Annotated in this window: 23 protein-coding genes; 11 read left to right on the top strand and 12 right to left on the bottom strand. The window is 71.1% G+C overall.

What is annotated here, in order from left to right; all coding sequences use genetic code 11:
- Positions 1 to 80: 80 nt before the first annotated feature.
- A complete protein-coding gene (locus AB0J02_RS27875) occupies positions 81 to 539 on the bottom strand; it encodes a hypothetical protein (protein ID WP_363196516.1) in 459 nt (152 codons plus the stop codon).
- A gap of 124 nt (positions 540 to 663) precedes the next feature.
- On the opposite strand from AB0J02_RS27875, the gene AB0J02_RS27870 reads away from it, so the two are divergent.
- Positions 664 to 1038, top strand: coding sequence for a DUF4440 domain-containing protein (locus tag AB0J02_RS27870; protein ID WP_363196515.1), 375 nt, complete (start codon positions 664 to 666; stop codon positions 1036 to 1038).
- A 12-nt stretch (positions 1039 to 1050) separates the two neighbouring features.
- On the opposite strand, the gene AB0J02_RS27865 is transcribed toward AB0J02_RS27870, so the two are convergent.
- The 6 genes from AB0J02_RS27865 to AB0J02_RS27840 form a co-directional block, all read right to left on the bottom strand.
- Complete coding sequence (locus AB0J02_RS27865; RefSeq protein ID WP_363196514.1) at positions 1051 to 2487, bottom strand: FAD-binding oxidoreductase; 1437 nt, start codon at positions 2485 to 2487, stop codon at positions 1051 to 1053.
- Between the two features lie 40 nt (positions 2488 to 2527).
- Positions 2528 to 3319 (bottom strand): ABC transporter permease, encoded by a 792-nt coding sequence (locus tag AB0J02_RS27860; protein ID WP_363196513.1) that lies wholly within the window; start codon positions 3317 to 3319, stop codon positions 2528 to 2530.
- The gene (locus AB0J02_RS27855; protein WP_363196512.1) at positions 3319 to 4236 is read right to left on the bottom strand and encodes an ABC transporter permease; all 918 of its coding nucleotides are present in this window, start codon (positions 4234 to 4236) and stop codon (positions 3319 to 3321) included. Before AB0J02_RS27855 ends, AB0J02_RS27860 begins: the two co-directional genes overlap by 1 nt.
- Positions 4233 to 5390, bottom strand: a complete 1158-nt coding sequence (locus AB0J02_RS27850; RefSeq protein WP_363196511.1) for an ABC transporter ATP-binding protein — start codon at positions 5388 to 5390, stop codon at positions 4233 to 4235. Before AB0J02_RS27850 ends, AB0J02_RS27855 begins: the two co-directional genes overlap by 4 nt.
- A gap of 57 nt (positions 5391 to 5447) precedes the next feature.
- A complete protein-coding gene (locus tag AB0J02_RS27845; protein ID WP_363196510.1) occupies positions 5448 to 6707 on the bottom strand; it encodes a spermidine/putrescine ABC transporter substrate-binding protein in 1260 nt (419 codons plus the stop codon).
- A 95-nt stretch (positions 6708 to 6802) separates the two neighbouring features.
- On the bottom strand, positions 6803 to 8356 hold the full coding sequence (locus tag AB0J02_RS27840) for a gamma-aminobutyraldehyde dehydrogenase (protein WP_363196509.1): 1554 nt from the start codon (positions 8354 to 8356) through the stop codon (positions 6803 to 6805).
- Between the two features lie 217 nt (positions 8357 to 8573).
- Here AB0J02_RS27840 and AB0J02_RS27835 point away from each other — a divergent pair, with 217 nt between their 5' ends.
- Positions 8574 to 9137 carry an NADAR family protein gene (locus tag AB0J02_RS27835; RefSeq protein ID WP_363196508.1) on the top strand — a complete coding sequence of 188 codons (564 nt, stop codon included), beginning with the start codon at positions 8574 to 8576 and terminating at the stop codon, positions 9135 to 9137.
- 68 nt (positions 9138 to 9205) lie between these two features.
- On the opposite strand, the gene AB0J02_RS27830 is transcribed toward AB0J02_RS27835, so the two are convergent.
- The gene (locus tag AB0J02_RS27830) at positions 9206 to 9871 is read right to left on the bottom strand and encodes a DUF4190 domain-containing protein (RefSeq protein WP_363196507.1); all 666 of its coding nucleotides are present in this window, start codon (positions 9869 to 9871) and stop codon (positions 9206 to 9208) included.
- Positions 9872 to 10007: 136 nt separating this feature from the next.
- Here AB0J02_RS27830 and AB0J02_RS27825 point away from each other — a divergent pair, with 136 nt between their 5' ends.
- Together AB0J02_RS27825 and AB0J02_RS27820 are read left to right on the top strand one after the other, a co-directional pair.
- Positions 10008 to 11072: an adenosine deaminase gene (locus tag AB0J02_RS27825; protein ID WP_363196573.1), complete on the top strand. Its 1065-nt coding sequence runs from the start codon at positions 10008 to 10010 to the stop codon at positions 11070 to 11072.
- Between the two features lie 39 nt (positions 11073 to 11111).
- Positions 11112 to 11804, top strand: coding sequence for a glycerophosphodiester phosphodiesterase (locus tag AB0J02_RS27820; RefSeq protein ID WP_363196506.1), 693 nt, complete (start codon positions 11112 to 11114; stop codon positions 11802 to 11804).
- Between the two features lie 116 nt (positions 11805 to 11920).
- Here the strand turns inward: AB0J02_RS27820 and AB0J02_RS27815 are convergent, their stop codons facing one another.
- From AB0J02_RS27815 to AB0J02_RS27800, 4 genes are all read right to left on the bottom strand, one after another.
- Positions 11921 to 13123: a spermidine/putrescine ABC transporter substrate-binding protein gene (locus AB0J02_RS27815; protein WP_363196505.1), complete on the bottom strand. Its 1203-nt coding sequence runs from the start codon at positions 13121 to 13123 to the stop codon at positions 11921 to 11923.
- A gap of 96 nt (positions 13124 to 13219) precedes the next feature.
- On the bottom strand, positions 13220 to 15811 hold the full coding sequence (locus AB0J02_RS27810) for an MXAN_6230/SCO0854 family RING domain-containing protein (protein ID WP_363196504.1): 2592 nt from the start codon (positions 15809 to 15811) through the stop codon (positions 13220 to 13222).
- Positions 15812 to 15963: 152 nt separating this feature from the next.
- The gene (locus tag AB0J02_RS27805; RefSeq protein WP_363196503.1) at positions 15964 to 16455 is read right to left on the bottom strand and encodes a DUF1990 domain-containing protein; all 492 of its coding nucleotides are present in this window, start codon (positions 16453 to 16455) and stop codon (positions 15964 to 15966) included.
- Positions 16452 to 17894 (bottom strand): gamma-aminobutyraldehyde dehydrogenase, encoded by a 1443-nt coding sequence (locus AB0J02_RS27800; protein ID WP_363196502.1) that lies wholly within the window; start codon positions 17892 to 17894, stop codon positions 16452 to 16454. Before AB0J02_RS27800 ends, AB0J02_RS27805 begins: the two co-directional genes overlap by 4 nt.
- Before the next feature lie 185 nt (positions 17895 to 18079).
- On the opposite strand from AB0J02_RS27800, the gene AB0J02_RS27795 reads away from it, so the two are divergent.
- From AB0J02_RS27795 to AB0J02_RS27765, 7 genes are all read left to right on the top strand, one after another.
- Positions 18080 to 18595 carry an Lrp/AsnC family transcriptional regulator gene (locus AB0J02_RS27795; RefSeq protein ID WP_363196501.1) on the top strand — a complete coding sequence of 172 codons (516 nt, stop codon included), beginning with the start codon at positions 18080 to 18082 and terminating at the stop codon, positions 18593 to 18595.
- A complete protein-coding gene (locus AB0J02_RS27790; protein WP_363196500.1) occupies positions 18580 to 19959 on the top strand; it encodes an aspartate aminotransferase family protein in 1380 nt (459 codons plus the stop codon). Before AB0J02_RS27795 ends, AB0J02_RS27790 begins: the two co-directional genes overlap by 16 nt.
- A 173-nt stretch (positions 19960 to 20132) precedes the next feature.
- Complete coding sequence (locus AB0J02_RS27785; protein ID WP_363196499.1) at positions 20133 to 20873, top strand: ATP-binding cassette domain-containing protein; 741 nt, start codon at positions 20133 to 20135, stop codon at positions 20871 to 20873.
- Positions 20855 to 22048 (top strand): hypothetical protein, encoded by a 1194-nt coding sequence (locus tag AB0J02_RS27780; RefSeq protein WP_363196498.1) that lies wholly within the window; start codon positions 20855 to 20857, stop codon positions 22046 to 22048. The genes AB0J02_RS27785 and AB0J02_RS27780 overlap by 19 nt, the downstream gene beginning before the upstream one ends.
- Before the next feature lie 98 nt (positions 22049 to 22146).
- Positions 22147 to 22554 (top strand): VOC family protein, encoded by a 408-nt coding sequence (locus AB0J02_RS27775; RefSeq protein WP_363196572.1) that lies wholly within the window; start codon positions 22147 to 22149, stop codon positions 22552 to 22554.
- 74 nt (positions 22555 to 22628) lie between these two features.
- Positions 22629 to 23774: an LOG family protein gene (locus AB0J02_RS27770; RefSeq protein WP_363196497.1), complete on the top strand. Its 1146-nt coding sequence runs from the start codon at positions 22629 to 22631 to the stop codon at positions 23772 to 23774.
- Between the two features lie 172 nt (positions 23775 to 23946).
- Complete coding sequence (locus AB0J02_RS27765; RefSeq protein WP_363196496.1) at positions 23947 to 24627, top strand: LAETG motif-containing sortase-dependent surface protein; 681 nt, start codon at positions 23947 to 23949, stop codon at positions 24625 to 24627.
- The last annotated feature ends 4 nt before the right edge of the window (positions 24628 to 24631 follow it).

The raw sequence follows: 24631 nt of genomic DNA, 5'->3' as shown, positions 1-24631 counted from the left end.
AGGCACGGTGGAGAACGGGCACGGTGAAGTGCGCCCAACTTGGTCCAGACCAATCCGGTTGTCAAGACTCTGAGCTGCCCCTACTCGCCGGTGGCCCTGGCCAGTTGGGCCGCCGCCTCGTGCATCGCCAGTTCCAGCAGGCCCGGATCGGTGAGCGTGCCGGAGCCGTCCGGTGGCACCAGCCAGCGGACGCCGCCGTTGGAGCGGCCCGGGTAGGGCACCACGATCCAGGTGCCGCGGCCCGCACTGCGCACCCCCGTGCCGAGCCAGCGGGCAGCCGTGCCCGCCGGCACGAAGAAACCCATGCGGGCGTCGCCGAAGTCCGCGAGGACCGGTCCTGGGCGGTCGATGACGCGGGTGAGGACGTCGAGCGTGGGATAGCCCAACTCCCCCGGCAGGATCAGTACGTCCCACTGTTTACCCGCGGGCAGCAGCGCCACCCCGAGCGGATTGCGCTCCCACTCCCAGCGGCACGCCTCCGGATCCGGCGCCACCGCCACAAGCCATTCGACCGCCGACTTAGCCCCCGAGCCAGTCATGGCGGGACCTCCCTCTTCACTCAGACGCTGATGGTCACGAGCGAGAGGGCCCGGAGCCCCGGGCATTACGCGACTCCGCGATATTTCTTGGTGGTGAACCGGGTCACACCGCTACCGTCCCGGTATGGCGACCGACGACGAACGGCAGCAGATCCAGGCGGCGGTCGACGGCGAGCTGCGGCTCCTCGACCCGGCCGTGCGCGCCTCCGACGAGCTGGTGACCGCGCTGCTCGACCCGGAGTTCTTCGAGTTCGGGACCTCGGGGCGGCGCTGGGACCGGGAGTCGATCCTGGAGGCGACGGGTTCGGTGTCCGTGCACCCCGAACACCCGGTACAGGTGACGAAGATGGCGGGCACGCTGCTCGCGCCCGGGGTCGTGCACCTCACCTACCACGCGGACCACCAGGGCCGCCGGGTCAATCGCAGCTCCCTGTGGCGCCGCCATCCCGAGGCCGGGTGGCGGCTGTACTTCCATCAGGGAACGCTCAGCGATGCATAGAGGGGACCGGTGTCAGCTGTCGAACCCGAGGCCCAGGGTGTCCATCGCCTTCAGCCACAGGTTGCGGCGGCCGCCGTTGTCGTCGGCGCGGGCCAGTGACCACTTGGTGAGCGCGATGCCGGTGTACGCGAACGGTTCCGGCGGGAACGGCAGCGGCTTCGTGCGGACCATCTCCAGTTCCGTACGCTCCGTGCGCTCGCCCGACAGCAGGTCGAGCATCACGTCCGCGCCGAACCGGGTCGCGCCGACCCCGAGGCCGGTGTACCCGGCGGCGTAGGCGACGCGGCCGCCGTGCGCGGTGCCGAAGAACGCCGAGAAGCGGGTGCACGTGTCGATGGCGCCGCCCCACGCGTGGGTGAAGCGCACGCCCTCCAGCTGCGGGAAACAGGTGAAGAAGTGGCCCGCGAGCTTCGCGTACGTCTCGGGGCGGTGGTCGTGCTCCTCGCGTACGCGGCCGCCGTACGGGTAGATCGCGTCGTAGCCGCCCCAGAGGACGCGGTTGTCCGCGGACAGCCGGAAGTAGTGGAACTGGTTGGCCGAGTCGCCGAGTCCCTGGCGGTTCTTCCAGCCGATGGACTCCAGCTGGGCGGCGGTCAGGGGTTCGGTCATCAGCGCGTAGTCGTAGACCGGGACCGTGTACGAACGCACCCGCTTGACCAGCGACGGGAAGACGTTCGTGCCGAGCGCGGCGTGCTGGGCGAAGATCCGGCCGTACGGGGTGCGGACCGCCAACCCGGCGCCGTTCGAGGCGAGTCGGGTGGCGGGCGTGTGCTCGTAGACGCGTACGCCGAGGTCGAGACAGGCCTGTTTGAGACCCCACGCGAGCTTCGCCGGGTGCAGCATGGCGACGCCGTCGCGGTCGTACAGGGCGCCGAGGAAGGTCGGGGACGCGACCTGTTCGCGGACCTGGTCCGCGTCCAGCAGCTCAAGCCCGTCGGCCAGGCCGGCCTCGCTCAACTCGGCGTGGAATGCGCGCAGTTCGGCCAGCTGGTGCGGCTGCGTCGCCACGTCCAGCTCGCCGGTGCGCTCGAAGTCGCAGTCGATGGAGTAGCGGGCGACCGCCGCCTCGATCGCGTCGAGGTTGGCGGCGCCCAGCTCCTCCAGCTTCCTGATCTCCGCGGGCCAGCGGGCGAGCCCGTTGGCCGTGCCGTGCGTGAGGGACGCGGCGCAGAATCCGCCGTTGCGTCCGGAGGCGGCCCAGCCGATCTCGCGGCCCTCGACGAGGACGACGTCACGGCCCGGATCCCGCTCCTTGGCGAGCAGCGCCGTCCACAAGCCGCTGTAGCCGCCGCCGACGACCAGCAGGTCGCAGCGCTCGTCGCCGGTGAGGGCGGGCCGGGCCCCGGGCCTGCCGGGGTCGTCCAGCCAGTAGGGGACGGGCTTGGCGTCGGAGAGCGACGCGGTCCAGCGATCATTGCGTTCCGTGCGGTTCATGGCGCCAGCGGCCATGATTCCAACTCCCTCAAAGCACTCGCAAAACTGAAAGGACTCAGGAAACCGATTTGTTCTTTCGCTTGCCGACCATCATTCCGGCCAGCACGCACAGTACGGCGACGAGGAACATGGCCGTACCGATGACATTGATCTGCACGGGCGTACCGCGCTGCGCCGAACCCCACACGAACATGGGGAAGGTGACGGTGGAGCCCGCGTTGAAATTCGTGATGATGAAATCGTCGAAGGAGAGCGCGAAGGCGAGCAGCGCGCCCGCCGCGATGCCGGGCGCCGCGATCGGCAGCGTCACGCGGACGAAGGTCTGGACGGGTCCCGCGTACAGGTCCTGCGCGGCCTGCTCCAGCCTCGGGTCCATCGACATCACGCGCGCCTTCACGGCCGTCACCACGAAGCTGAGGCAGAACATGATGTGGGCGATGAGGATCGTCCAGAAGCCCAGCTGGGCGCCCATGTTGAGGAAGAGCGTGAGCAGCGAGGCGGCCATCACGACCTCGGGCATCGCCATGGGCAGGAAGATGAGCGAGTTCACCGCGCCCCGCGCCCGGAACCGGTAGCGCACGAGCGCGAAGGCGATCATCGTGCCGAGGATGGTCGCGCCGATGGTCGCCCAGACCGCGATCTGCAGGCTCAGCGAGAGCGAGCCGCACATGTCGGCGACGCCGCACGGGTTCTTCCAGGCGTCGAGCGAGAACTGCTGCCACTCGTAATTGAAGCGGCCTTTGGGCTTGTTGAAGGAGAACACCGTGACGACGACGTTCGGGAGGAGCAGGTAGGCGAGCGTGATGAGGCCCGCTATCACCACGAGGTTCTTCCGCAGCCAGCGCATCAGACGAGGTCCTCCGTTCCGGCACGGCGAATGTAGACGGTGACCATGACGAGAATGGCCGCCATGAGAATGAAGGAGAGGGCCGCTGCCGTCGGGTAGTCGAGGATGCGAAGGAACTGCGTCTGGATGACGTTGCCGACCATGCGGGTGTCGGTGGAGCCGAGCAGGTCCGCGTTGACGTAGTCGCCGGCCGCCGGGATGAAGGTGAGCAGGGTGCCGGAGACGACGCCGGGCATCGACAGCGGGAAGGTCACCTTGCGGAAGGTGGTCGCGGGTGAGGCGTAGAGGTCGCCCGCCGCTTCGTGCAGGCGGCCGTCGATGCGCTCAAGGGACGTGTACAGCGGCAGGATCATGAACGGCAGGAAGTTGTAGGTGAGTCCGCACACCACCGCGAGCGGGGTGGCGAGCACCCGGTCCCCTTCGGTCATCCCGAGCCAGGTCGTGACGTCGAGGAGATGCAGGGTGTTGAGGGCGCCGACGACCGGCCCGCCGTCCGCGAGGATCGTCTTCCAGGCGAGCGTACGGATGAGGAAGCTGGTGAAGAACGGCGCGATGACCAGGATCAGCACGACGTTGCGCCAGCGGCCCGCGCGGAACGCGATGAGGTAGGCCAGCGGGTAGCCGAGGAGCAGGCACAGGATCGTGGCGCAGCCCGCGTACAGGACGGAGCGCAGGAACTGCGGGTAGTAGTCGGCGAGCGCGTCCCAGTAGGTCGCGAAGTGCCAGGTGACCTTGAAGCCGTCTTCGAGGGACCCCTGCTGTACGGAGGTCGAGGCCTGGTAGACCATCGGCAGGGCGAAGAAGACGACCAGCCAGAGGATGCCGGGGAGCAGCAGCCAGTACGGGACGAGGCGGCCGCGCCGCCGGACCTTGCGCGGTGTCCGGGTCGCGGGCGGGGCCTCGGTGATCGTGCTCATGCGGCCGCCTCCTCCGAGACCTTCTCCACGCCCGCTTCGGCGTCCTGCGCGGCGTCGAGCCCGAAGGTGTGCGCCGGGTTCCAGTGCAGGACGACCTCGGCGCCGGGCACCAGGCGGGTGTCGCGCTCGATGTTCTGGGCGTAGACCTCGAACTCGTCGCAGAGCGGGCTGTCGATGACGTACTGCGTGGAGACGCCGATGAAGCTGGAGTCGGCGATGCGGCCGGTGATGCGGTTGCGGCCGTCGGGGATCGCGGCCGCGTCGTCGGCGTGGGTGAGCGATATCTTCTCGGGCCGTACGCCGAGCAGTACCTTGCCGCCCGGGGCGGTGGCGGCGGAACATCGCGCGGTGGGCAGGACGAGCTTGCCGTCGCCCGCCTTCAGCGTCAGATCGTCTCCGGCGCGGCCGGCGATCTCGGCCTCGATGAAGTTCGAGGTGCCGAGGAAGTTGGCGACGAAGGTGGAGCCCGGGTTCTCGTACAGGTCGGTGGGGGCGCCGAGTTGCTCGACGCGGCCCCGGTTCATCACGGCGACGGTGTCGGCCATCGTCATGGCCTCCTCCTGGTCGTGCGTGACGTGGATGAAGGTGATGCCGACCTCGGTCTGGATGCGCTTGAGCTCCAGCTGCATCTGGCGGCGCAGCTTGAGGTCGAGGGCGCCGAGCGGCTCGTCGAGCAGGAGCACCTTGGGGTGGTTGATGAGGGCGCGGGCCACGGCGACGCGCTGCTGCTGGCCGCCGGAGAGCTGCTGCGGCTTCTTGCGGGTGTGCTCACCGAGCTGCACCAGGTCGAGCATCTCCTCGACCTGCTTCTTCACCGATTTGATGCCGCGGCGGCGCAGGCCGAAGGCGACGTTCTCGAAGACGTCGAGGTGCGGGAAGAGCGCGTAGGACTGGAAGACGGTGTTCACCGGCCGCTTGTAGGGCGGCAGCGCGGTGACGTCCTGGTCGCCGAGGTGAACCGTTCCTGTCGTCGGTTCCTCCAGGCCGGCGATCATGCGCAGCGTGGTCGTCTTGCCGCAGCCGGAGGCGCCGAGCAGCGCGAAGAACGAGCCCTGCGGGACGGTGAGGTCCAGCGGCTGGACGGCCGCGAATCCGTTGTCGTACGTCTTGCTGATCCCGGTGAGACGGACGTCGCCGCCGTGGTCGGTCGTCATGGTGTGAGTCCAAGGAGTCTGGGGGCGGGGGCGGTTGGGGGCGCGGACGGAACCGGCTCAGCCGCCGGTGAGCTGGGCGAACTTCTCCTCGAACGCCGTCTCTTCCTTCGCGGTGAGCGAGCGGAAGCTGTGCGCCCTGGCCGCCATCGCCTTGTCGGGGACGATCAGGGGGTCGTTCGCGACGTCCTTGTCGATCTTTGCGAGTTCCGGTTTGACGACGCCGGTGTCGAGCGGGGTGACGTAGTTGATCCAGGCGGCGAGTTCGGCGCCGACGGCCGGCTCGTAGTAGTAGTCCATGAGCTTCTCGGCGTTCGTCTTGTGACGGGCCCTGTTCGGGACCAGCATGTTGTCGGTCGACGAGATGTAACCGGCGTCCGGGATCGCGAACTTGACGTCCGGGTTGTCCGCCTGGAGCTGCACCACGTCACCGGCCCAGGCGAGGCAGGCCGCCAGGTCGCCCTTGCTGAGGTCGGCTATGTAGTCGTTGCCGGTGAAGCGGCGGACCTGGTTCTTGTCGACGGCCTTCTGCAGCCGGGCGATCGCCGCGTCGAAGTCGTCGGCCTCGAAGTCGCGCGGGTCCTTGCCGAGGTCGAGCAGGGTCATGCCGATGGTGTCGCGCATCTCGGAGAGCAGGCCGACCCGGCCCTTCAGCTTCGGGTCGTCCAGGAGCTGCGAGACCGACGTGATCTCCTTCCCGCCCGTGGCCTTCGTGTTGTACGCGATGACCGTGGCGATGCCCTGCCAGGGGTAGGAGTAGGCGCGGCCCGGGTCCCAGTCGGGGTCGCGGAACTGGCCGGACAGGTTGGTGTACGCGTGCGGCAGGTTGGCCGGGTCGAGCTTCTGCACCCAGCCGTAGCGGATGAGACGGGCGGCGAGCCAGTCGGTGAGCACGATGATGTCGCGGCCGGTGTCCTGGCCCGCCGCGAGCTGCGGCTTGATCTTGCCGAAGAACTCGACGTTGTCGTTGATGTCCTCGGTGTACTTGACCTGGATCCCGGTGCGCTTGGTGAACGCCTCCAGGCTCGGCCGGTGCTTCTCGTCGTCGCTCATGTCGATGTACTCGGTCCAGTTGGAGAAGTTGATCTCCTTCTCCTTGGCCGAGTGGTCCTCGGACGAGACGCCGCCCCCGGACTTGCTCGCGGCCGGGATGCCGCAGGCGCTCAGCGTCCCGAGCCCGCCGACGGCGAGCGCGCCGCCCGTCGAGACGCGGAGCAGGGAACGGCGGGACAGCGCGGCCCTGGCCCTGACGTTGCTGAGACTGCGCCGTACAGCGGCCGCTTGGGCTGGGGACAGGCGGTCGGGCTCGTACTGCTCCATGCGCGTGGTGCCCTTTCGGGAGTCCCTTACGGGAGTCGCTTACGGGAGGTCGTTCACGAGAAGACGCTTACGAGAAGGCGCTTACGAGGAGGCGCTTACGGGCGGGCCCCGAAGACCGTGCGGTGCCAGTCCTTCCTGGCGACCGCGGTGTTGTCGAACATGACGTGCTTGATCTGCGTGTACTCCTCGAAGGAGTACGCGGACATGTCCTTGCCGAAGCCGGACGCCTTGTACCCGCCGTGCGGCATCTCGCTGAGGATCGGGATGTGGTCGTTGATCCAGACGCAGCCCGCCTTGATCTCGCGGGTGGCGCGGTTCGCGCGGAACACGTCCCGGGACCAGGCGGATGCGGCGAGCCCGTAGGGGGTGTCGTTGGCGAGCCGGATTCCCTCCTCGTCGCTGTCGAAGGGCAGCACGACCAGGACGGGCCCGAAGATCTCGGACTGCACGACCTCGCTGTCCTGCGCGGCGTCGGCGATGAGCGTGGGCTCGTAGTAGGCGCCGCGGGCGAGTTCGCCCTGCGGAGCCTCGCCGCCGGTGACCACGCGCGCGTAGCCGCGCGCCCGGTCGACGAAGGCCGCGACGCGGTCGCGCTGGGCGTGCGAGATGAGCGGCCCGAGGTCGGTGCCGGGGTCGAACGGGTCGCCGAGCCGGACCGTCCGCATCAGGTCCGCGACGCCGGACACGAAGGCGTCGTAGAGCGGCCGTTGCACGTACGCGCGCGTGGCGGCGGTGCAGTCCTGCCCGGTGTTGATGAGGGCGCCCGCGACGGCGCCGTGCACGGCGGCCTCCAGGTCGGCGTCGTCGAAGACGACGAACGGGGCCTTGCCGCCGAGCTCCAGGTGCAGCCGCTTCACCGTGGCGGTGGCGATCTCGGCGACGCGCTTGCCGACGCCGGTGGAGCCGGTGAAGGAGGTCATGGCGACGTCCGGGTGCCCGACCAGGTGCTCGCCCGCGTCAAGGCCCGCCCCCGAGACGACGTTGACGACGCCGTCGGGGATCCCGGCCTCGGTCGCGGCCTGCGCGAAGAGCAGCGAGGTGAACGGCGTCAGCTCGGCGGGCTTGAGGACGATGGTGTTCCCGGCGGCGATGGCCGGCAGCACCTTCCAGGCGGCCATCTGCAGCGGGTAGTTCCAGGGGGCGATGGAGCCGACGACACCGATCGCCTCGCGGCGTACGTAGGAGGTGTGGTCCCCGCTGTACTCCCCGGCGGACTGGCCTTGCAGGTGACGGGCGGCGCCCGCGAAGAACGCGGTGTTGTCGACGGTCCCGGGGACGTCGAACTCGCGGCTCAGCCGGATGGGCTTGCCGCACTGCAGCGACTCCAGGCGCGCGAGCTCCTCGGCCCGCTCGGCCAGCACCCCCGCGAACCGGTGCATCGCGTCGGACCTCTCGCCCGGTGTCGCGCCCGACCAGCCGGGGAAGGCCGCGCGGGCGGCGGCGACGGCGGCGTCCACGTCGTCGGGGCCCGCCAGTTCGTACGTGTACGCGTCCTCGCCGGTGGCCGGGTCGACGACGGCGTGGGTCCGGCCCGAGGTGCCCTTGGCCAGGCGTCCGGCGACGAGGTTCGCCCCGTCGGCGAAGCGTTCCTGCGCGGCGGCCGCGACGGACGCGGCCGGGATGGGGTGGGCCGAGGTGGGGTTGTGCATGAGTGCTCGCTCTCGCTCTCCTCCGCCGGTGTCCCGTCCCGCAGGCCCCGGCGTGGCTCCAGCTCGATTTGAGTGACGATCCTGGCAGAGGGTGGGTACTCCAACAAGTGATTCCGTTGTTGCCTTTTGGTTACGCGACGGAATCTGTCGACCAGGTGTCGAGTCGCCTTGAAAAACCCAGGACGGAGTGTCAGTGGTGCGTGCCAGACTCGCGTGCATGGAGATCGACAGCAGGGAAGCACTGGTGGCGGCCCTCGCTGCGGGGACGCGGGTGAAGTATCTGCACTTCTGGGGGCACGCGCCGCGCAAGGACGGTGAGCTGGGCGCGAGTTGCCTGAGCCAGTGGTGGCCGTCGCCGTTCACCGTGGACGGCGTGGAGTACGCGACGGCGGAGCACTGGATGATGGCGGCGAAGGCGCGCCTGTTCGATGACGCGGACGCCGAGCGCCGGGTACGGGAGGCGGGGCATCCGTCCCAGGCCAAGAAGGCCGGCCGGCTGGTGCGCGGCTTCGACGACGCGGTCTGGCGGCGGGAGCGGTTCGGGATCGTCGTCGAGGGCAGCGTCCACAAGTTCGCGGCGGAGCGGGGCCTTCGGGACTTTCTGCTCGGTACGGGCGAGCGCCTGCTCGTGGAGGCGAGCCCCGTGGACCGGATCTGGGGCATCGGCCTGGCGGCGGACGACCCGGCGGCGCAGGACCCGCGCACGTGGCGCGGGCCGAACCTGCTGGGGTTCGCGCTCATGGAGGCGCGGCGGCGGCTCACGGCCGGGGCCGACGCCTGACATGCGGCCGGGCCCGGGGTACTACCCCGGGCCCGGCACACGGTCCTTCGGTCAGCTGTCGGCCGCGATCAGCTGTTGACCACGACCAGCAGCACGATGAACCCGATGCCCACGACCAGGCCGAACGAGCCGCAGATGATCCCGGTCAGCGCCTGCCCGGGGTTGGCCGCCTCGCCGCGCTTGGCCTTGCCCCGGCCGATGATGCCGAAGACGATGCCGAGGATGCCCAGGATGATGGCGAGCGGCCACATCAGGCACAGCACGGCGGAGACGATGCCGGTCACCATCGCGGTGACCCCGATGCCATTGCTCGGCTGCGCCGGCATCCCGCCGGGCCAGCCGTACTGGGGAGGCATGCCGTACGGCGCGGGCTGCTGCGGCGGGTAGGCGTACCCCGGCCCCGGCCCGCCCTGGTAAGCGCCGTACGACGGCAGGCCCGGGCCCGCGGGCGAGACCGGCGGGGGCGGCACGGGTCCGCCCTGCTGCACGGGCGGTGCCCCGTACGGTGCCTGGGGCGGCACCTGTGCCTGCGGGGCCTGCGGCGGGTACGGCGCCTGCGGAGGCTGAGGCGCCTGCGGGGCATGCGGTGCCTTCGGCGCGTGCTGCACCGGCATCGCCGTCACCGTCTGGCTCTCGTGCAAGCCGCGCGCCTGCGGGCCGTTCGGCTGCTGTGCCGCCGCGTCCTGCGGCGCGGCCCAGGGGTCGCTCCCCTGCGGTGTGGTGCCGTCTGCCATGTGCGGCGCCCCCTTCGTTCGTCAGTCCCGACATGCTACGGGGCCCTGGTTCCGGTCCCCCCGGCGGTCGGAACCCCGCCCGCTCGGTGGACCGCGACCGGGGCCCGCATACGATGCGGGGAACCCCGATCAGCCGATCACCCGAGTTCCTGGGGAGGAATCCGTGAGCCAGAGCCTGCAGACCTTCATCGCCGGACTGCCGAAAGCCGAACTCCACGTGCATCACGTGGGCTCCGCCTCACCCAGGATCGTCTCGACGCTCGCGGCCCGGCACCCCGACTCGGCGGTGCCCAGCGACCCCGAGGCCCTCGCGGAGTTCTTCACCTTCCGCGACTTCGCGCACTTCATCACCGTGTACCTGTCCGTGGTCGACCTGATCCGTACGCCGGAGGACGTCCGCCTCCTCACGTACGAGGTGGCCCGCGACATGGCCCGGCAGAACGTGCGCTACGCCGAGCTGACCCTCACCCCGTTCTCCTCCACCCGCCGCGGGATCGACGCCCGCGCGTTCATGGAGGCCATCGAGGACGCCCGCAAGGCCGCCGAGTCGGAGTTCGGCACGGTCCTGCGCTGGTGCTTCGACATCCCCGGCGAGGCCGGCCTGGAGGCGGCCGAGGAGACGACGCGGCTCGCGACGGACGACGCGCTGCGCCCCGAGGGCCTGGTCTCGTTCGGGCTCGGCGGCCCCGAGATCGGTGTGCCCCGGCCGCAGTTCAAGCCGTACTTCGACCGTGCGATCGCGGCGGGCCTGCGCTCCGTACCGCACGCCGGCGAGACGACCGGCCCCGAGACGGTGTGGGACGCCCTGACGTATCTGGGCGCCGAGCGCATCGGCCACGGCACGTCCAGCGCCCAGGACCCGAAGCTGCTCGCGCACCTCGCCGAACACGGGATCCCGCTGGAGGTGTGCCCGACGTCGAACATCGCGACGCGCGCGGTCGCCACCCTCGACGAGCATCCCCTGCGGCAGTTCGTGGACGCGGGCGTGCCCGTCACGATCAACTCGGACGACCCGCCGATGTTCTCCACGGACCTCAACACCGAGTACGCGGTCGCGGCCCGCCTCCTCGATCTCGACGAGCGCGGTCTGGCCGGCCTCGCGAAGAACGCGGTGCACGCCTCCTTCCTCGACGAGCCCGGCAAGGCCCGGATCGCCGCGGAGATCGACACGTACACGGACCGCTGGCTCGCCGACGCGTAAGCACGCGCTCCACACGCTCCACGCCACACAATGGTGGGCATGCGCACCGTGACTGCCGTTGCCCACCGGGGCGATCCCTACCGCGTCCGCGAGAACACCCTCCCTTCCCTGCGCTCGGCGCTGGAAAGGGGCGCGGACGCGGTGGAGATCGACGTACGCCTGACCCGTGACGGCGTTCCCGTACTCCTCCACGACTCGACGCTCAACCGCTTGTGGGAGCACGACCGCCCGCTGTCCGCGCTCTCCGCGGACGAGGTGCGTGGTCTGACGGCGGGCGGCGTCCCCACCCTCGTCGACGCGCTCGCGCACACGGCAGGCAGCCGGGTGATGGTCGATCTGCCCGGCGCCGACGCCACGGCGGTCCGCACGGTCGTCGGTGTCATCCGGGAGTGTGGCGCCGAGGAGCGCGCCTACTACTGCGCGGGTGCCGCGACGATGCTCAAGGTGCGGGCCGCGGACCCGGCCGCCGAGATCGCCCTGACCTGGACGAGTCTGGCCCCGCCGCGCCGCCCGCTGCTCGACGCGGTCCGCCCGCGCTGGCTCAACTACCGTTTCCCGCTGGTGAGTCGGGAGCTGGCGGCCCGTGTCCACCGCGACGGCTGCCTGGTCTCCGCCTGGACACCGGACACACGGCGGTCGATGCGGCGGCTGCTCGACGCGGGAGCGGACTCGATCACGACGAACCGCGTCGACATGCTGATGGACGTGCTGACGGCCCTGCGCGACACCTGAGCGCGGCGGCCGGTCGGGGGTCCGCCGACCGGCGCGGACACCTTCGACCGGCAGCTGGACAGCCTGGCCGCGCTGGTCACCGGCCTGACAGCCACGGGGCGCTGATACCCGAGGCCCTACAGCCCGGCGATCGCGTTCCACCGCTTCGCGAACTCCGTGCGCTCCGACGGCCTGATGTCCCGCGCGATCGCGAGGCGCGAGCGCATCGTGTCGTCGGGGAAGATCAGCGGGTCCTCGGCGAGTTCGGCGGTCTCCTTGTCCTTGGAGGAGGCCAGGACGTCCTTGGCGGCCGGGACCGGGCAGACGTAGTTGACCCAGGCCGCGAGTTCGGCGGCGACCTCGGGCTCGTAGTAGTAGTCGATCAGGCGCTCGGCGTTGGCCTTGTGGTCGGCGAGGTCGGGGATCATCAGGGACTCCGCCCACAGCTCCGCGCCCTCCTCCGGGACGACGAACCCGATGTCCGGGTCGTCGGCCTGCAGCTGGATGACGTCACCGCTGTACGCCTGGCACGCCAGTACGTCGCCGCTGGAGAGATCCTTGATGTAGTCGTTGCCGGTGAAGCGGCGGATGTGCTTCGACTTCACGAGCTTCTCGACCTGGTCGCAGATCGTGTGGAAGTCGTCGGCGGTCCACTTGGTGATGTCGACGCCGTTGCCCTGCATGAGGAGCGCGAAGGATTCGTCGAGGCCGGACAGGAGCGTGACGCGCCCCTTCAGGTCGTCGGACCACAGGTCGGAGACGTGCTGGATCTCGCGGCCGAGCCGGCGCTTGTTGTACGCGATGCCGGTGATGCCGGACTGCCACGGCACGGTGTACTCGCGGCCGGGGTCGAAGGCGGGCGAACGGAGCAGCGGGTCAAGGTACTTGGTGACGTTCGGCTGGCGCGTACGGTCCATCTCCTGGACCCAGCCGAGACGTACGAACCGTGAGCACATCCAGTCGGAGATGACGAGGAGGTCGCGGCCGGTCTTCTGGTGGTTCATCAGCGACGGGCTGATCTTGCCGAAGAACTCGTCGTTGTCGTTGATCTCCTCGGTGTACTCGACCTGGATGCCGGTCCGCTTCTCGAACGCGTCGAGGGTCGGCCGCCGCGACGCGTTGTCGTCGTCCACGTCGATGTAGAGCGGCCAGTTCGCCCAGGTGAGCCGCTTGTCCGCGGCGGAGAGGTCCTGCCCGGCGCGGTCCCCGGGCTTCACATACGCCGCGGGCACCCCGCACCCCGTCGCGAGAGCGCCGACCGCCGCGGCCCCGGCACCACCGCCCAGGGCGCGCAGCAGGGAACGACGGGTGACCTGGGAGGTGACGCGGTTGGCTCGCACGCACGCAGGATGCCGCCGCTGTCCGGTCCCCGGCAATGGACGCTGCGTCGAGCGGGCCGCGCCCCAGCCGACACCCTGTCGACCCGCGACGCCCCCTCAACTCCCGCCCGGGGCCAGCCAACCCACCAGGTCCCCGGCCGTCACGCGGTGCAGCCCGGCCGCGTCGGCCTCGCCCGGGAACAGCCGGTACAGGGTTCCCGAGTCCGCCAGGACATCCGTCAGCTCGGCGTACTCCACGGCGGCGAGGACACGCCGCCCCGGGAGTTCGGCCGGGGCGCACACCTGGTCCGGCTCCCAGCCCTCGCGCACCCGCAGGGCGAACTCGGCGCGGGGTTCGCCCTCGGCCCGGCGGTAGACCCAGTGGGCCGCGCCCCGGCCGCGTACGACGATGTCGCCGTCCGTCCGTGCGGCCGCCGCCCAGCACGCCACGTCCCACAGCGTCGCCCGGTCGCCCGCCTGGAACGCGTCGAGCAGGTCGCGCCCGATGCGGCGCAGGCTGTCCTTGTGCCGCCACACGTTGTGGTTCCCGTCGCCGACCGGCAGCGTCACATCGGCCCACCAGCCGCGCAGGGTCCGCAGGTCGACGACCATCGGCACCAGCGCCTTGGCGTCACCGGCGAGGTCGAAGCGCTGCCGCACGGTGCGCGCGTCGAATCTCCCGCGCGCACCCCGCTCGACCCCCATGAACCCCGCGAAGGCATCGGGGAGCCGGTCGAAGGGCACGTCGTTGTACGCGAGGACGACGGGCACCGCGAACCGCACCCCCACGCCGCGCAGGCGCCCGAGGTCCAGGTCCACGTACTCGGTGGCGCCGTGCGGCGCGGGCGCCGACGTGAGGTCGCCGGAGTGCAGCGCGGCCTCGCCGCCCCACTCCAGGCGGGTGTAGTCGCAGAGCCCGACGAACCGCCACTGGTCGTCGTAGAAGGCGACGGACAGATCCAGGTCGACGCGCTGCCCCTTCGCCTGCTTCCAGTGCAGGAAGAGCCGCAGGCGGCGTCCGTCGCCCGGCGCGGGCAGCCGCAGCGAACTGCCGCGCGGCACCGCCACGAGCGAGGCGGCCGAGGCCCGCTCGGCGTACGGCACCGGCAGATCGGCGAGGCCCGCGTCGAGCACGGCGACGTCGTAGCGGTCGTCCGGCACGTCCATCCGCCGCACCGCCTCGGCCTCGATCAGCTCGGCGGCACGGTCCGCCGCGCGCCGGGGCAGGGGCGGCCGGTGGTCGTCGATCGCGTAGGCCTTCGTGACGCGGCCGCGCGGGAAGAACACCCGCCGGTGCCCGGGGACCGTGCGCACCGCGAGCTTGCCCCAGGCACCCAGGAGCGGCCCGACGCCGGCCCCCGGCAGGGCCTCGCCGAGCGCCTCGGCGAGAAGCTCCGGCGTCCCCGCCGCCACGGACCGGGACAGCAGCACGTCGAGCCGGCGCAGCAGTTCGCCGGGGCGCTCGCGCAGCAGCTCGGTGGCGCGCGGGATGTCCCAGGACGCGAGGGCGCCCTCGACCCCGCCCGCCCAGGTGTCCAGGCGCAGCCGGTCGCCGGCGAGCCGGACGGCGCCGTCGTGCCGCGCGGCCTCCTGCAGCAGAGCGTCGGTGAACTCCCCCTCGTCCGCGAGCTTCAGGCCGCGCAGCACGGCGAAGGCGAGGGCCGCCCGCGGGTGGCGGCGGACGTGCTCGAAGGGGTGCAGTACCTCGCCGACCCGCTTGAACGCACCCGGCCGACGCTGCATGTCCGCGCCCGCCGACCGGAGGTCGAGCCGGTCGACGGCACCGAGCAGCCTGCGCCGCAGCGCCCGCGGCACGCTCCGCAGCCGTACGGGTTCCAGCAGGTCCGGGTCGCCGCCGGAGCGCACGACGAGCAGCCGCAGCACGTCGGTGGCGGTGTCGATGTACCCGTCCAGCGCGTCCGGCTCGTGTTCGGCGAGCAGTGCGAGGACGAGCGCCTTGGATTCGCGTACGGGGATCTCCTGCGGCAGGGCGTGCGAAAGCACGGTGGGATCGCGGGAGTTGAGCAGCAGGACCAGGTCGTCGTGGTCCTGCGGGTCGAGGGGTGTGCGGCGGGCGAGCAGGGCGCGCAGCTCGGCGGCGGCATCATCGTCGGGGGAGGTGCACAGGCCGAGGGTGCGCAGGATGTCGCGGTCGCCCTCGACGGAGGGGACGTCGAGCCAGGGCCGCACCGGTCCGTCGGTGTCGTACCGCGTCTCGCAGACGGGGCACACGTACCAGGTGCAGCAGTCCTCGCAGCACCCGAAGTCGGTCTCGGCCAGACAGGACGCGCACACCAGGTGCGCGCAGGGGGCGACGGCCCGCACCCCGCGGCCCGGGCGGCCGCAGTCCATGCACGGCTGATGCGGCTGCGCGCCGAGCGCGGCGAGGATGTGGCCCGCGTAGAGGCGGTGTGCCCGCTGGTACGGGACGTCCTGCGGGAAGCTCCGGAACAGCGGCGTGTGGTGCCGGTCGGCGCCGGTGAGCGCGGCGACGTCGGCGAGCAGCCGCGTCCCGGTCCGGGCGAGGGCGTCCGCGTCGAGCGCGCCGAGCGCGCGGCGCAGCGGGGCGGTCAAGAGGTGCCCGAGACCGGCGAGTTCGGCTTCCAGTACGACGACTCCGGCGGCGACCGCGGCGGTCGGACCCGCGCCTTCCGTCACGTGCACCTGCTGGCGCCGGCGCAGTATGAGCGCCGCGATCTCCTGGTCCATGTCCCGCTCACCCCCGTGCGTTCACGACAACGCGGGGGCGGGAAGTGGGCGCACTACGATTCTTTTGCAAAGAGAGAAGAGAAGGAAGCACGCCGCGGAGCCGCCCCCGCGCAGCTCACAGTACGGCCGGGCCGGCGCGGGACGCACCGTGTTTACCGGCGGGCCACCGCCCGCAGATACCGCCCGGTCATCCATCCCTGCACAGCCCGCCCGACAGGCCCGGCAGCCCGGGTGTACCAGCGCCCGGGCCGTGAGAACGCCCTGATCCGGAACCAGACGGAGTCGTCGGCGTCCCGTGTCACGACGAACGCCTCCTCGCCGCACTCCGGGTGCCCGGGCAGCGTCCCGTACGCGAAACCGATGCGGTCGGAGTCGCGTACCACCGTCACCACCCGGCAGGGAATGCGCAGCCACAGCAGCCGCATCACGACGTCCGACCCCTTGAGCGCGTCGCCGCCAGGTGTCACCCGAAGGCCGGCTCCGCGCTGCGCCCGCCACGCGAGAACCGCCGCTCCCGCCCGCTCGAAGCACTCCGTGCCCGAGCCGAGCCGGATGCGGCGGTCCAAGTGGGCGTACCCCGACGGCAGTTGGCTGTCCGCCGATGCCGTCAGGGTCGCGCCGACCTCCGGATAGGTGAGGTTCACGCGTCCAGCGACGTCATCACGTGCTTGATGCGCGTGTAGTCGTCGAAGCCGTACCCGGACAGGTCCTTGCCGTAGCCGGACTTCTTGAAGCCGCCGTGCGGCATCTCGGCGACCAGCGGGATGTGCGTGTTGATCCAGACGCAGCCGAAGTCGAGCACCTTGGACATGCGCATCGCGCGCGCGTGGTCCTTGGTCCACACCGAGGAGGCGAGGGCGTAGTCCACGCCGTTGGCCCACTCGGTGGCCTGCGCCTCGTCCGTGAAGGACTGCACGGTGATGACCGGGCCGAAGACCTCGTTCTGGATGATCTCGTCGTCCTGCTTGAGGCCCGAGACGACGGTCGGGGCGTAGAAGTAGCCCTTCTCGCCGACCCGGTGGCCACCGGCCTCGACCTTCGCGTGCGCGGGGAGCCGCTCGATGAACCCGGAGACCTGCTTGAGCTGGTTGGGGTTGTTGAGCGGGCCGTACAGCACGTCTTCGTCGTCCGGCTGGCCGGTCTTGGTGTCGGCGGCGGCCTTGGCGAGCGCGGTCACGAACTCGTCGTGGATCGACTCCTGCACGAGGACGCGCGTGGCGGCCGTACAGTCCTGCCCGGCGTTGAAGTAACCCGCGACCGAGATGTCCTCGACGGCCTTGGCGATGTCGGTGTCCTCGAAGACGACGACCGGGGCCTTGCCGCCCAGCTCCAGGTGGACGCGCTTGAGGTCCTTGGCCGCGGACTCGGCGACCTGCATGCCGGCGCGCACGGAGCCCGTGATGGACGCCATCGCCGGGGTGGGGTGCTCGACCATGGCGCGGCCCGTGTCGCGGTCGCCGCACACCACGTTGAAGACGCCCTTGGGGACGATCGAGCCGATGATCTCGGCCATCAGGACCGTCGAGGCGGGCGTGGTGTCGGACGGCTTCAGCACGACCGTGTTGCCGGCGGCGAGCGCGGGCGCGAACTTCCAGACGCCCATCATCATCGGGTAGTTCCAGGGCGCGACCTGCGCGCAGACGCCGATCGGCTCGCGCCGGACGATGGAGGTGAGCCCCTCCATGTACTCACCGGCCGCACGGCCTTCGAGCATCCGGGCGGCGCCCGCGAAGAACCGGATCTGGTCGACCATCGGCGGGATCTCTTCGCTCCGGGTGAGCCCGATGGGCTTGCCCGTGTTCTCCACCTCGGCCGCGATGAGCTCCTCGGCCCGCTCCTCGAACGCGTCCGCGATCTTCAGGAGGGCCTTCTGGCGCTCGGCCGGGGTGAGGTCGCGCCAGGCCGGGAACGCGGCCGCGGCGGCCGCCATGGCGGCGTCGACGTCGGCCTGCCCGGACAGCGGGGCGGTCGCGTACGCCTCGCCGTTGGCCGGGTTGACCACTTCGGTGGTCCGGCCGTCGGCGGCGTCCCGGAACTCGCCATCGATGTAATTGCGCAGACGACGCAGCTCACTGGTGGTCACTGACCGGCCTCCTTGCGGATGGAAATGACGGAAAAGACGGATGTCCACTGCTTGAGACACCCACCCTAATCCGTGCACCGACGTTTTCGACACCCCCCACCGCCCCACACCTACGAAATCCGTGACGATCGGACGCGTAGACAACGAATAACATCGATCCGGGCTTGCGGAACTGTCGAGTCCTCGTGCAGAGTGACGTCGTGGCCAGTCGCAGCGCAGATCCCAAGGGACCCCGTCAGAGGAACGGCGGGAGTCCGCCGCTGGACGCCGTCTCCCTCGCCATCATCGAGCAGCTCCAGGAGGACGGCAGGCGCCCGTACGCCGCCATCGGCAAGGCCGTGGGCCTCTCCGAGGCGGCCGTGCGCCAGCGCGTCCAGAAGCTGCTCGACCAGGGCGTGATGCAGATCGTCGCCGTCACGGACCCGCTCACCGTGGGCTTCCGCCGGCAGGCGATGGTCGGGATCAACGCCGAGGGCGACCTCGATCCCGTGGCCGACGCGCTGACGGCCATGCCGGAGTGCGAGTACGTCGTGATGACCGCGGGCTCGTTCGACCTGATGGTGGAGGTCGTCTGCGAGGACGACGACCACCTTCTGGACGTGATCAACAAACGCATCCGGGCCCTTCCCGGCGTGCGCTCCACCGAGAGCTTCGTCTACCTCAAGCTCAAGAAGCAGACCTATATGTGGGGAACCCGATAGCCGTGAGCAAGGACCTCAGCCGAACCGCGTACGACCACCTGTGGATGCACTTCACGCGGATGTCGTCGTACGAGAACGCGCCCGTTCCCACCATCGTGCGTGGCGAGGGCACCTACATCTGGGACGACCAGGGCAAGAAGTACCTCGACGGGCTCGCGGGCCTCTTCGTGGTCCAGGCCGGTCACGGCCGTCGCGAGCTCGCCGAGGTCGCTGCCAAGCAGGCGGCCGAGCTGGCGTTCTTCCCCATCTGGTCGTACGCCCACCCCAAGGCGGTGGAGCTGGCGGAGCGCCTGGCCCACCACGCCCCGGGCGACCTCAACAAGGTCTTCTTCACCACTGGTGGCGGCGAGGCCGTCGAGACCGCGTGGAAGCTGGCGAAGCAGTACCACAAGCTCACCGGCAACCACCAGAAGTACAAGGTCATCTCGCGTGCGGTCGCCTACCACGGCACCCCGCAGGGCGCCCTGTCCATCACGGGCCTGCCTGCCCTGAAGGCGCCCTTCGAGCCGCTCGTCCCGGGCGCGCACAAGGTGCCGAACACGAACATCTACCGCGCCCCGATCCACGGCGACGACCCCGAGGCCTTCGGCCGCTGGGCCGCCGACCAGATCGAGCAGGAGATCCTGTTCGAGGGCCCGGAGACGGTCGCGGCCGTCTTCCTCGAGCCGGTGCAGAACGCCGGCGGCTGCTTCCCGCCGCCGCCCGGCTACTTCCAGCGCGTGCGCGAGATCTGCGACCAGTACGGCGTACTGCTCGTCTCGGACGAGGTCATCTGCGCCTTCGGCCGCCTCGGCACGATGTTCGCCTGCGACAAGTTCGGCTACGTGCCGGACATCATCACCTGCGCCAAGGGCATGACGTCGGGCTACTCCCCGATCGGCGCCGCGATCATCTCGGACCGCATCGCCGAGCCGTTCTACAAGGGCGACAACACCTTCCTGCACGGCTACACCTTCGGCGGCCACCCCGTGTCGGCCGCGGTGGGCCTCGCCAACCTCGACATCTTCGAGCGCGAGGGCCTCAACCAGCACGTGCTCGACAACGAGGCGAACTTCCTCCAGACGCTGCAGAAGCTGCACGACCTGCCGATCGTCGGCGACGTCCGCGGCAACGGCTTCTTCTACGGCATCGAGCTCGTCAAGGACAAGGCCACCAAGGAGACCTTCACGGACGAGGAGTCGGAGCGCGTGCTCTACGGCTTCGTCTCCAAGAAGCTCTTCGAGTACGGCCTGTACTGCCGCGCCGACGACCGTGGCGACCCGGTCATCCAGCTCTCTCCGCCGCTGATCTCGGACCAGTCGACGTTCGACGAGATCGAGGGGATCGTCCGCCAGGTCCTCACGGAGGCCTGGGCGAAGATCTGATCAGCCTTCGAACGACGGCCCGGCTGCGCCCATCCGAGTGAGATGGGGGCGGCCGGGCCGCGTCCTTTCTCCGGCGCCCGCTCATGGATACCTACCGTGCCCAGTGACCGATCGGCCCCGCCTTCGTTCCCCCGTATGGGGGAAGGCAACTGATCTGAACCGAGGTGTACGCCATGGTGGCCCCGCCGGACAACGACGTGCTCTGGGCACGCGCCCTGCACGTCTCCCACAACGGCTCGCCCGCGCTCACCGGTGTCTCGCTCGGTGTCCGCGAGGGCGAGATCCTCGCCGTCAGCGGCCCGCGCGGCGCCGGAAAAACGACTCTGCTGCGGTGCCTGTCGGGCCAGCTCCTGCCGCGCGACGGCGAGGTGTGGTTCAACAGCACCCCGGTGCACACCATGGGCCCGCTGGTGCGCGAGCGGCTGCGCCGCGACCGGTTCGGCTGGATCGACCCCGAGCCGGCCCTCGTCCCCGAACTGAACGTCTGGGAGAACACCGCCCTGCCGCTGATGCTGCGCGGCACCGCCCGGCGCCCCGCCAAGACCGCCGCCCAGGAGTGGCTCGACCGGCTCGACGTCGGCCACCTCGCCCGCAAACGCCCCGGCGCCCTGCGGATGGCCGAGCGGCAGCGCGTCGCCATCGCCCGCGCCCTGGTGCACGCCCCGGACGTCGTCTTCGCCGACGAGCCGACCGCGACCCTGCACCGCGCCGACCGCGCGCACGTCCTGCGCACGCTGACGGCGGCGGCCCGCTCGCACGCCATCACCGTCGTCCTGGCCACGCACGACCCCGAGGTCAGCGCGCTCGCCGACCGCACGGTGTCGCTGCTCGACGGACGCCGCGTCACCACCGTGCACCTGCCCGCGGGGGCCGCCGAGACGGAAGGCCGGGCCGAGTGCTCGCTCTCCGTCTAGCCCGCGGCGCCCGTCCCCTGGTCCAGCTCCGCAGACTCCTGGTCGCCGCTGCCTCCGCGGGCACCGGCTTCCTGCTGCTGTGCACGCTGGGCTACGCGATGGGCCACCCCGAGGCCTCCACGAACGCCGCGCTGCGCCTGGCCTGGTGTGTCGTGCCGCTCGCCGCCACCGTGTACTTCGCCGTCGCCGTGGCCCGCTCGGACCCCGCGACGAAACCCCGCCCCGGCCTGTCCGCGGTCGGCCTCGGCCCGGCCCGCCTCACCCTCCTCGCCGCGATCTCCACGGCGGTCGCCTGCACGCTCGGCTCGATGCTGGCGCTGCTGTTCTTCCTGCATCTGCGCGGCGACCTCTCGGGGCTGCCGTTCGACGGCGCGGCACGGCAACTCCTCGCCTCGGACCGGCCGTTGCCGCTGGCCGCCGCGCTCACCCTGCTGACCTTCGTGCCGCTGGCCGCGTCCGGCGCCAGCGCCGTGGTGCTGCGCCCGGGGACCACCAAGCCCGCCGGGCCCGGCAGGGCGGCGACCGACGAGCCCGAGCAGCCGGCCGCGGAGCCGACCCCCGCGCCGACCGGACTGCCGTGGGGCGTCGCACTGCTCGCCGCCGGGCTGGCCGTGGAGACGTACGCCTCGCACGCACGCGGCGGCGACGGGCCGCCGATGCCGGGCGGCCTCGGCGGCAGCCCCGGCGGGGTCCTGGCCGGCTGGGCGCTGACCGCGCTCGGCCTCGCGCTCGCCGGCCCCGGCCTCACCTACCTGTGCGGGCGGGCACTGCAGGCGGTGCGCCCGGGAGCCGTCCGGCTGCTCGCCGGGCGGGTGCTGCAGGAGGAGGCGCAGCGCATCGGGCGCCCCCTCGGCGTCGTCTGCGCGGTGGCCTCGGGGGCGTACGCGGCGAACGTCCTGTCCGCGCACGCCGGGACGGCGGCACCCGGCCTCGGGCCGCTGTCGGCGCTGGGCGCGACGCTCGTCGTCGGCTGCGCCCTCGCCACGCTGGGGACGGCGGCCGTCGAGGCCCGCCAGGCCCGCAGGCACACCACCTCCGCGCTGCTGCGGCTCGGTGCGCCGGCGACGATACTGCGCGGCGCCGCGGCCCTGCGCGCAGGTGCTCTGCTGGCCGTCTTCGGGTCGCTGACCTGGGTCGTCTCGGAACTTTCGGCCATTCCCCTGTCCTCGCGATGACTTTTGCCTCCGAGGCCCGTCTAATCCTGCGTACGAGTCCCGCACAGGAGTCCTGGATGCGAGGACGACACCGACCGACTCAGAAGGCGACGGGCCCCATGTACCAGCAGATGATCTTCGTGAACCTGGCCGTGAACGACCTGGACGCCGCGAAGAAGTTCTTCTCGGAGCTGGGCTACTCCATCAACCAGCAGTTCACGGACGAGACCGCGTCCGCCGTGGAGATCAGCGACACCATCGTGTTCATGCTGATGACGAAGGAGAAGTACGCGGGCTTCACCCAGAAGACGATCGTCGACTCGGCCAAGAGCAGCGAGGTGCTGCTGTGTCTGAGCGCGGAGAGCCGCGAGAAGGTCGACGAGCTGGTCGAGCGGGCCCTCGCGGCGGGCGGCACCGAGCACGGCGAGAAGCAGGACCACGGCTTCATGTACGGGCGGGCCTTCGACGACCTGGACGGCCACACCTTCGAGGTCGCGTGGATGGACCCGTCGGCGATCCAGAGCTGAACAACTCCCGGGCCGGGGGCCGTGTTTGGCGACGCGCCCGATGTCGTACCAGGACCGGCTCTTAGCATGGGCGGGTGCAGCCGACATCATCACGGGCATCCGAACCGTCCCCCACGCCCGGGACCACCTCCGACCGCGAGATCGAGACGCTCGCCGAGTTCGACGAGACCGTCGCCGCGCGGGGCACCCTCGCCGGCCACCGGGTGCAGGCCGTCGACCTGACGGACCGCACGGACCGGCTGCTCGCCGCGGACGTCGCGGGCGCCGTCTTCCTCGGCTGCCCCATGGACCCGGCGGCCGCCGCTCAGGTCAGGGCCGCCGGGGCCCTGGTCTTCCCGCCGGTCCCCGGCCTCCCGTTCGACCCGTACCGGGGCCACCTGTACACGCCCGACGAACTCTTCGAGGGACTGTCCGGCCCCGGCGGGTACGAGGCGACGCCGGACGCCCGCGCGTACGCCTGGTTCCAGCGGACCAAGTCCGACGGGGACGTGTTCGCGTCCATGCTGCGCGCCGTGCACGACGACTCGGTCTCCGACGCCCTCGACGAACTCCTCGTCGGCGCCCGGGTGGTGGGCGTCATGGGCGGTCACGCGATGGCGCGCGGCACCCAGGAGTACGCCGGGGCGGCCCGGCTCGGCCGGTCGCTGGCGCGGGCCGGGTTCACGGTGGCGACGGGCGGCGGCCCGGGCGCGATGGAGGCGGCGAACCTGGGCGCGTACGCGACGCCCTTCGCCGACGGCGTGCTGGACGAGGCGCTGCAACTCCTCGCGAAGCAGCCGTCGTTCACGCCGTCGGTGACGGACTGGGCGGGCGCCGCGTTCGACGTGCGCTCGCGGTGGCCCGGCGGCGGCACCTCGGTCGGCATCCCCACCTGGTTCTACGGGCACGAGCCGCCCAACGCGTTCGCCGCGCACCTCGCCAAGTACTTCGCCAACGCCACCCGCGAGGACGGCCTGCTGGCCCGCTCGAACGCGGGCGTCATCTTCCTGCCCGGCGCGGCCGGCACGGTCCAGGAGATCTTCGACAACGCCACGCCCAACTACTACGAATCACGCGGCGAACCGACCCCGATGGTGCTCGTCGACCGGGCCCACTGGACGGAGCGGCTGCCGGCGTGGCCGCTGCTGCAGGCGCTCGCGCGCGGCCGGTCGATGGAGTCGCGCATCGCACTCGTCGACTCGGTGGAAGAGGCGGGCGAGGCGCTGGAGCGGATGGTTTGAGGTAACGAAGGTCAAGTACAGGTCAAGACTGAACTCCGGGTGCCCTCTGCGTATTGACGCTTCGTTATAACCACTTGTAAACGTGAGGGGACCGTGAGGGTGCTGAGGTGAGAGCTACGCGTTCCCTCACAGTACCCACCGTTTTCTGCACTTTATCCCGTGAAGGACAACCGTGTCCGTAACCCCCCGTATATCCGCACGCGCCGCGCGCTTCGCCGGAGTCGCGGCCGCCGCGACGGCGCTCACGCTGGGCGTCGCCGGTTCCGCTTCGGCGTGCAACATCAGTGAGTTCTCCGCCGAGGCCACCTGCGACGGCGACCAGGGCGTCATCACCGTCAAGGACGTCGACTCCTCAGGGACGCCTGCCACCATCACCCTGTTCACCGGGTCGGGCGCCGATGAGAAGCTCGTCGGCACCCAGACCGTGACGGGCTCCAAGGAGGGCACCACCGTCACGTTCAAGGAGAACTGGGCCCCGAACACCCAGTACCGCGTCCACGTGAAGACCGACAAGTACAACGTGGACGACGACATCAAGGGCGGCGTCACCACCCCGGCGACGGCCTGCGCCACCGAGAAGCCGACCCCGCCGGCGTCCACCCCGCCGTCCTCCCCGGCGCCGAGCACGACGAAGCCGGCCGAGACGGCCAAGCCGACCCCGTCGGCCTCCGAGTCGGCCACCCCGGCGGCCCCGGCCCCGAGCAACTCGGCCTCCCCGGCCGGCGGTTCGGACCTCGCCGAGACCGGCGCCAACAGCAACACCGGCCTGTTCGCCGGCATCGCCGCGGCGCTCGTCGTCGCGGGCGGCGGTGTGGTGTTCGCCCTGCGCAAGCGCGGTGCGGCCCAGCGCTAGCACT

Source organism: Streptomyces sp. NPDC050264 (genome assembly GCF_040655895.1).
Taxonomy (GTDB): domain Bacteria; phylum Actinomycetota; class Actinomycetes; order Streptomycetales; family Streptomycetaceae; genus Streptomyces.
Note: the sequence above shows the minus strand (reverse complement) of the source record. Positions and strands in the feature narration are given on the sequence as shown.

What these genes read in the sequence shown, in the direction of transcription:
- AB0J02_RS27835 (WP_363196508.1), top strand. Translation starts at nt 8,574, where the DNA reads ATGGAGATCGACAGCAGGGAAGCACTGGTGGCGGCCCTCGCTGCGGGG.
- AB0J02_RS27840 (WP_363196509.1), bottom strand. Translation starts at nt 8,356, where the DNA reads ATGCACAACCCCACCTCGGCCCACCCCATCCCGGCCGCGTCCGTCGCG.
- AB0J02_RS27865 (WP_363196514.1), bottom strand. Translation starts at nt 2,487, where the DNA reads ATGGCCGCTGGCGCCATGAACCGCACGGAACGCAATGATCGCTGGACC.
- AB0J02_RS27870 (WP_363196515.1), top strand. Translation starts at nt 664, where the DNA reads ATGGCGACCGACGACGAACGGCAGCAGATCCAGGCGGCGGTCGACGGC.
- AB0J02_RS27785 (WP_363196499.1), top strand. Translation starts at nt 20,133, where the DNA reads ATGGTGGCCCCGCCGGACAACGACGTGCTCTGGGCACGCGCCCTGCAC.
- AB0J02_RS27775 (WP_363196572.1), top strand. Translation starts at nt 22,147, where the DNA reads ATGTACCAGCAGATGATCTTCGTGAACCTGGCCGTGAACGACCTGGAC.
- AB0J02_RS27875 (WP_363196516.1), bottom strand. Translation starts at nt 539, where the DNA reads ATGACTGGCTCGGGGGCTAAGTCGGCGGTCGAATGGCTTGTGGCGGTG.
- AB0J02_RS27810 (WP_363196504.1), bottom strand. Translation starts at nt 15,811, where the DNA reads ATGGACCAGGAGATCGCGGCGCTCATACTGCGCCGGCGCCAGCAGGTG.
- AB0J02_RS27845 (WP_363196510.1), bottom strand. Translation starts at nt 6,707, where the DNA reads ATGGAGCAGTACGAGCCCGACCGCCTGTCCCCAGCCCAAGCGGCCGCT.
- AB0J02_RS27830 (WP_363196507.1), bottom strand. Translation starts at nt 9,871, where the DNA reads ATGGCAGACGGCACCACACCGCAGGGGAGCGACCCCTGGGCCGCGCCG.
- AB0J02_RS27860 (WP_363196513.1), bottom strand. Translation starts at nt 3,319, where the DNA reads ATGCGCTGGCTGCGGAAGAACCTCGTGGTGATAGCGGGCCTCATCACG.
- AB0J02_RS27820 (WP_363196506.1), top strand. Translation starts at nt 11,112, where the DNA reads ATGCGCACCGTGACTGCCGTTGCCCACCGGGGCGATCCCTACCGCGTC.
- AB0J02_RS27855 (WP_363196512.1), bottom strand. Translation starts at nt 4,236, where the DNA reads ATGAGCACGATCACCGAGGCCCCGCCCGCGACCCGGACACCGCGCAAG.
- AB0J02_RS27850 (WP_363196511.1), bottom strand. Translation starts at nt 5,390, where the DNA reads ATGACGACCGACCACGGCGGCGACGTCCGTCTCACCGGGATCAGCAAG.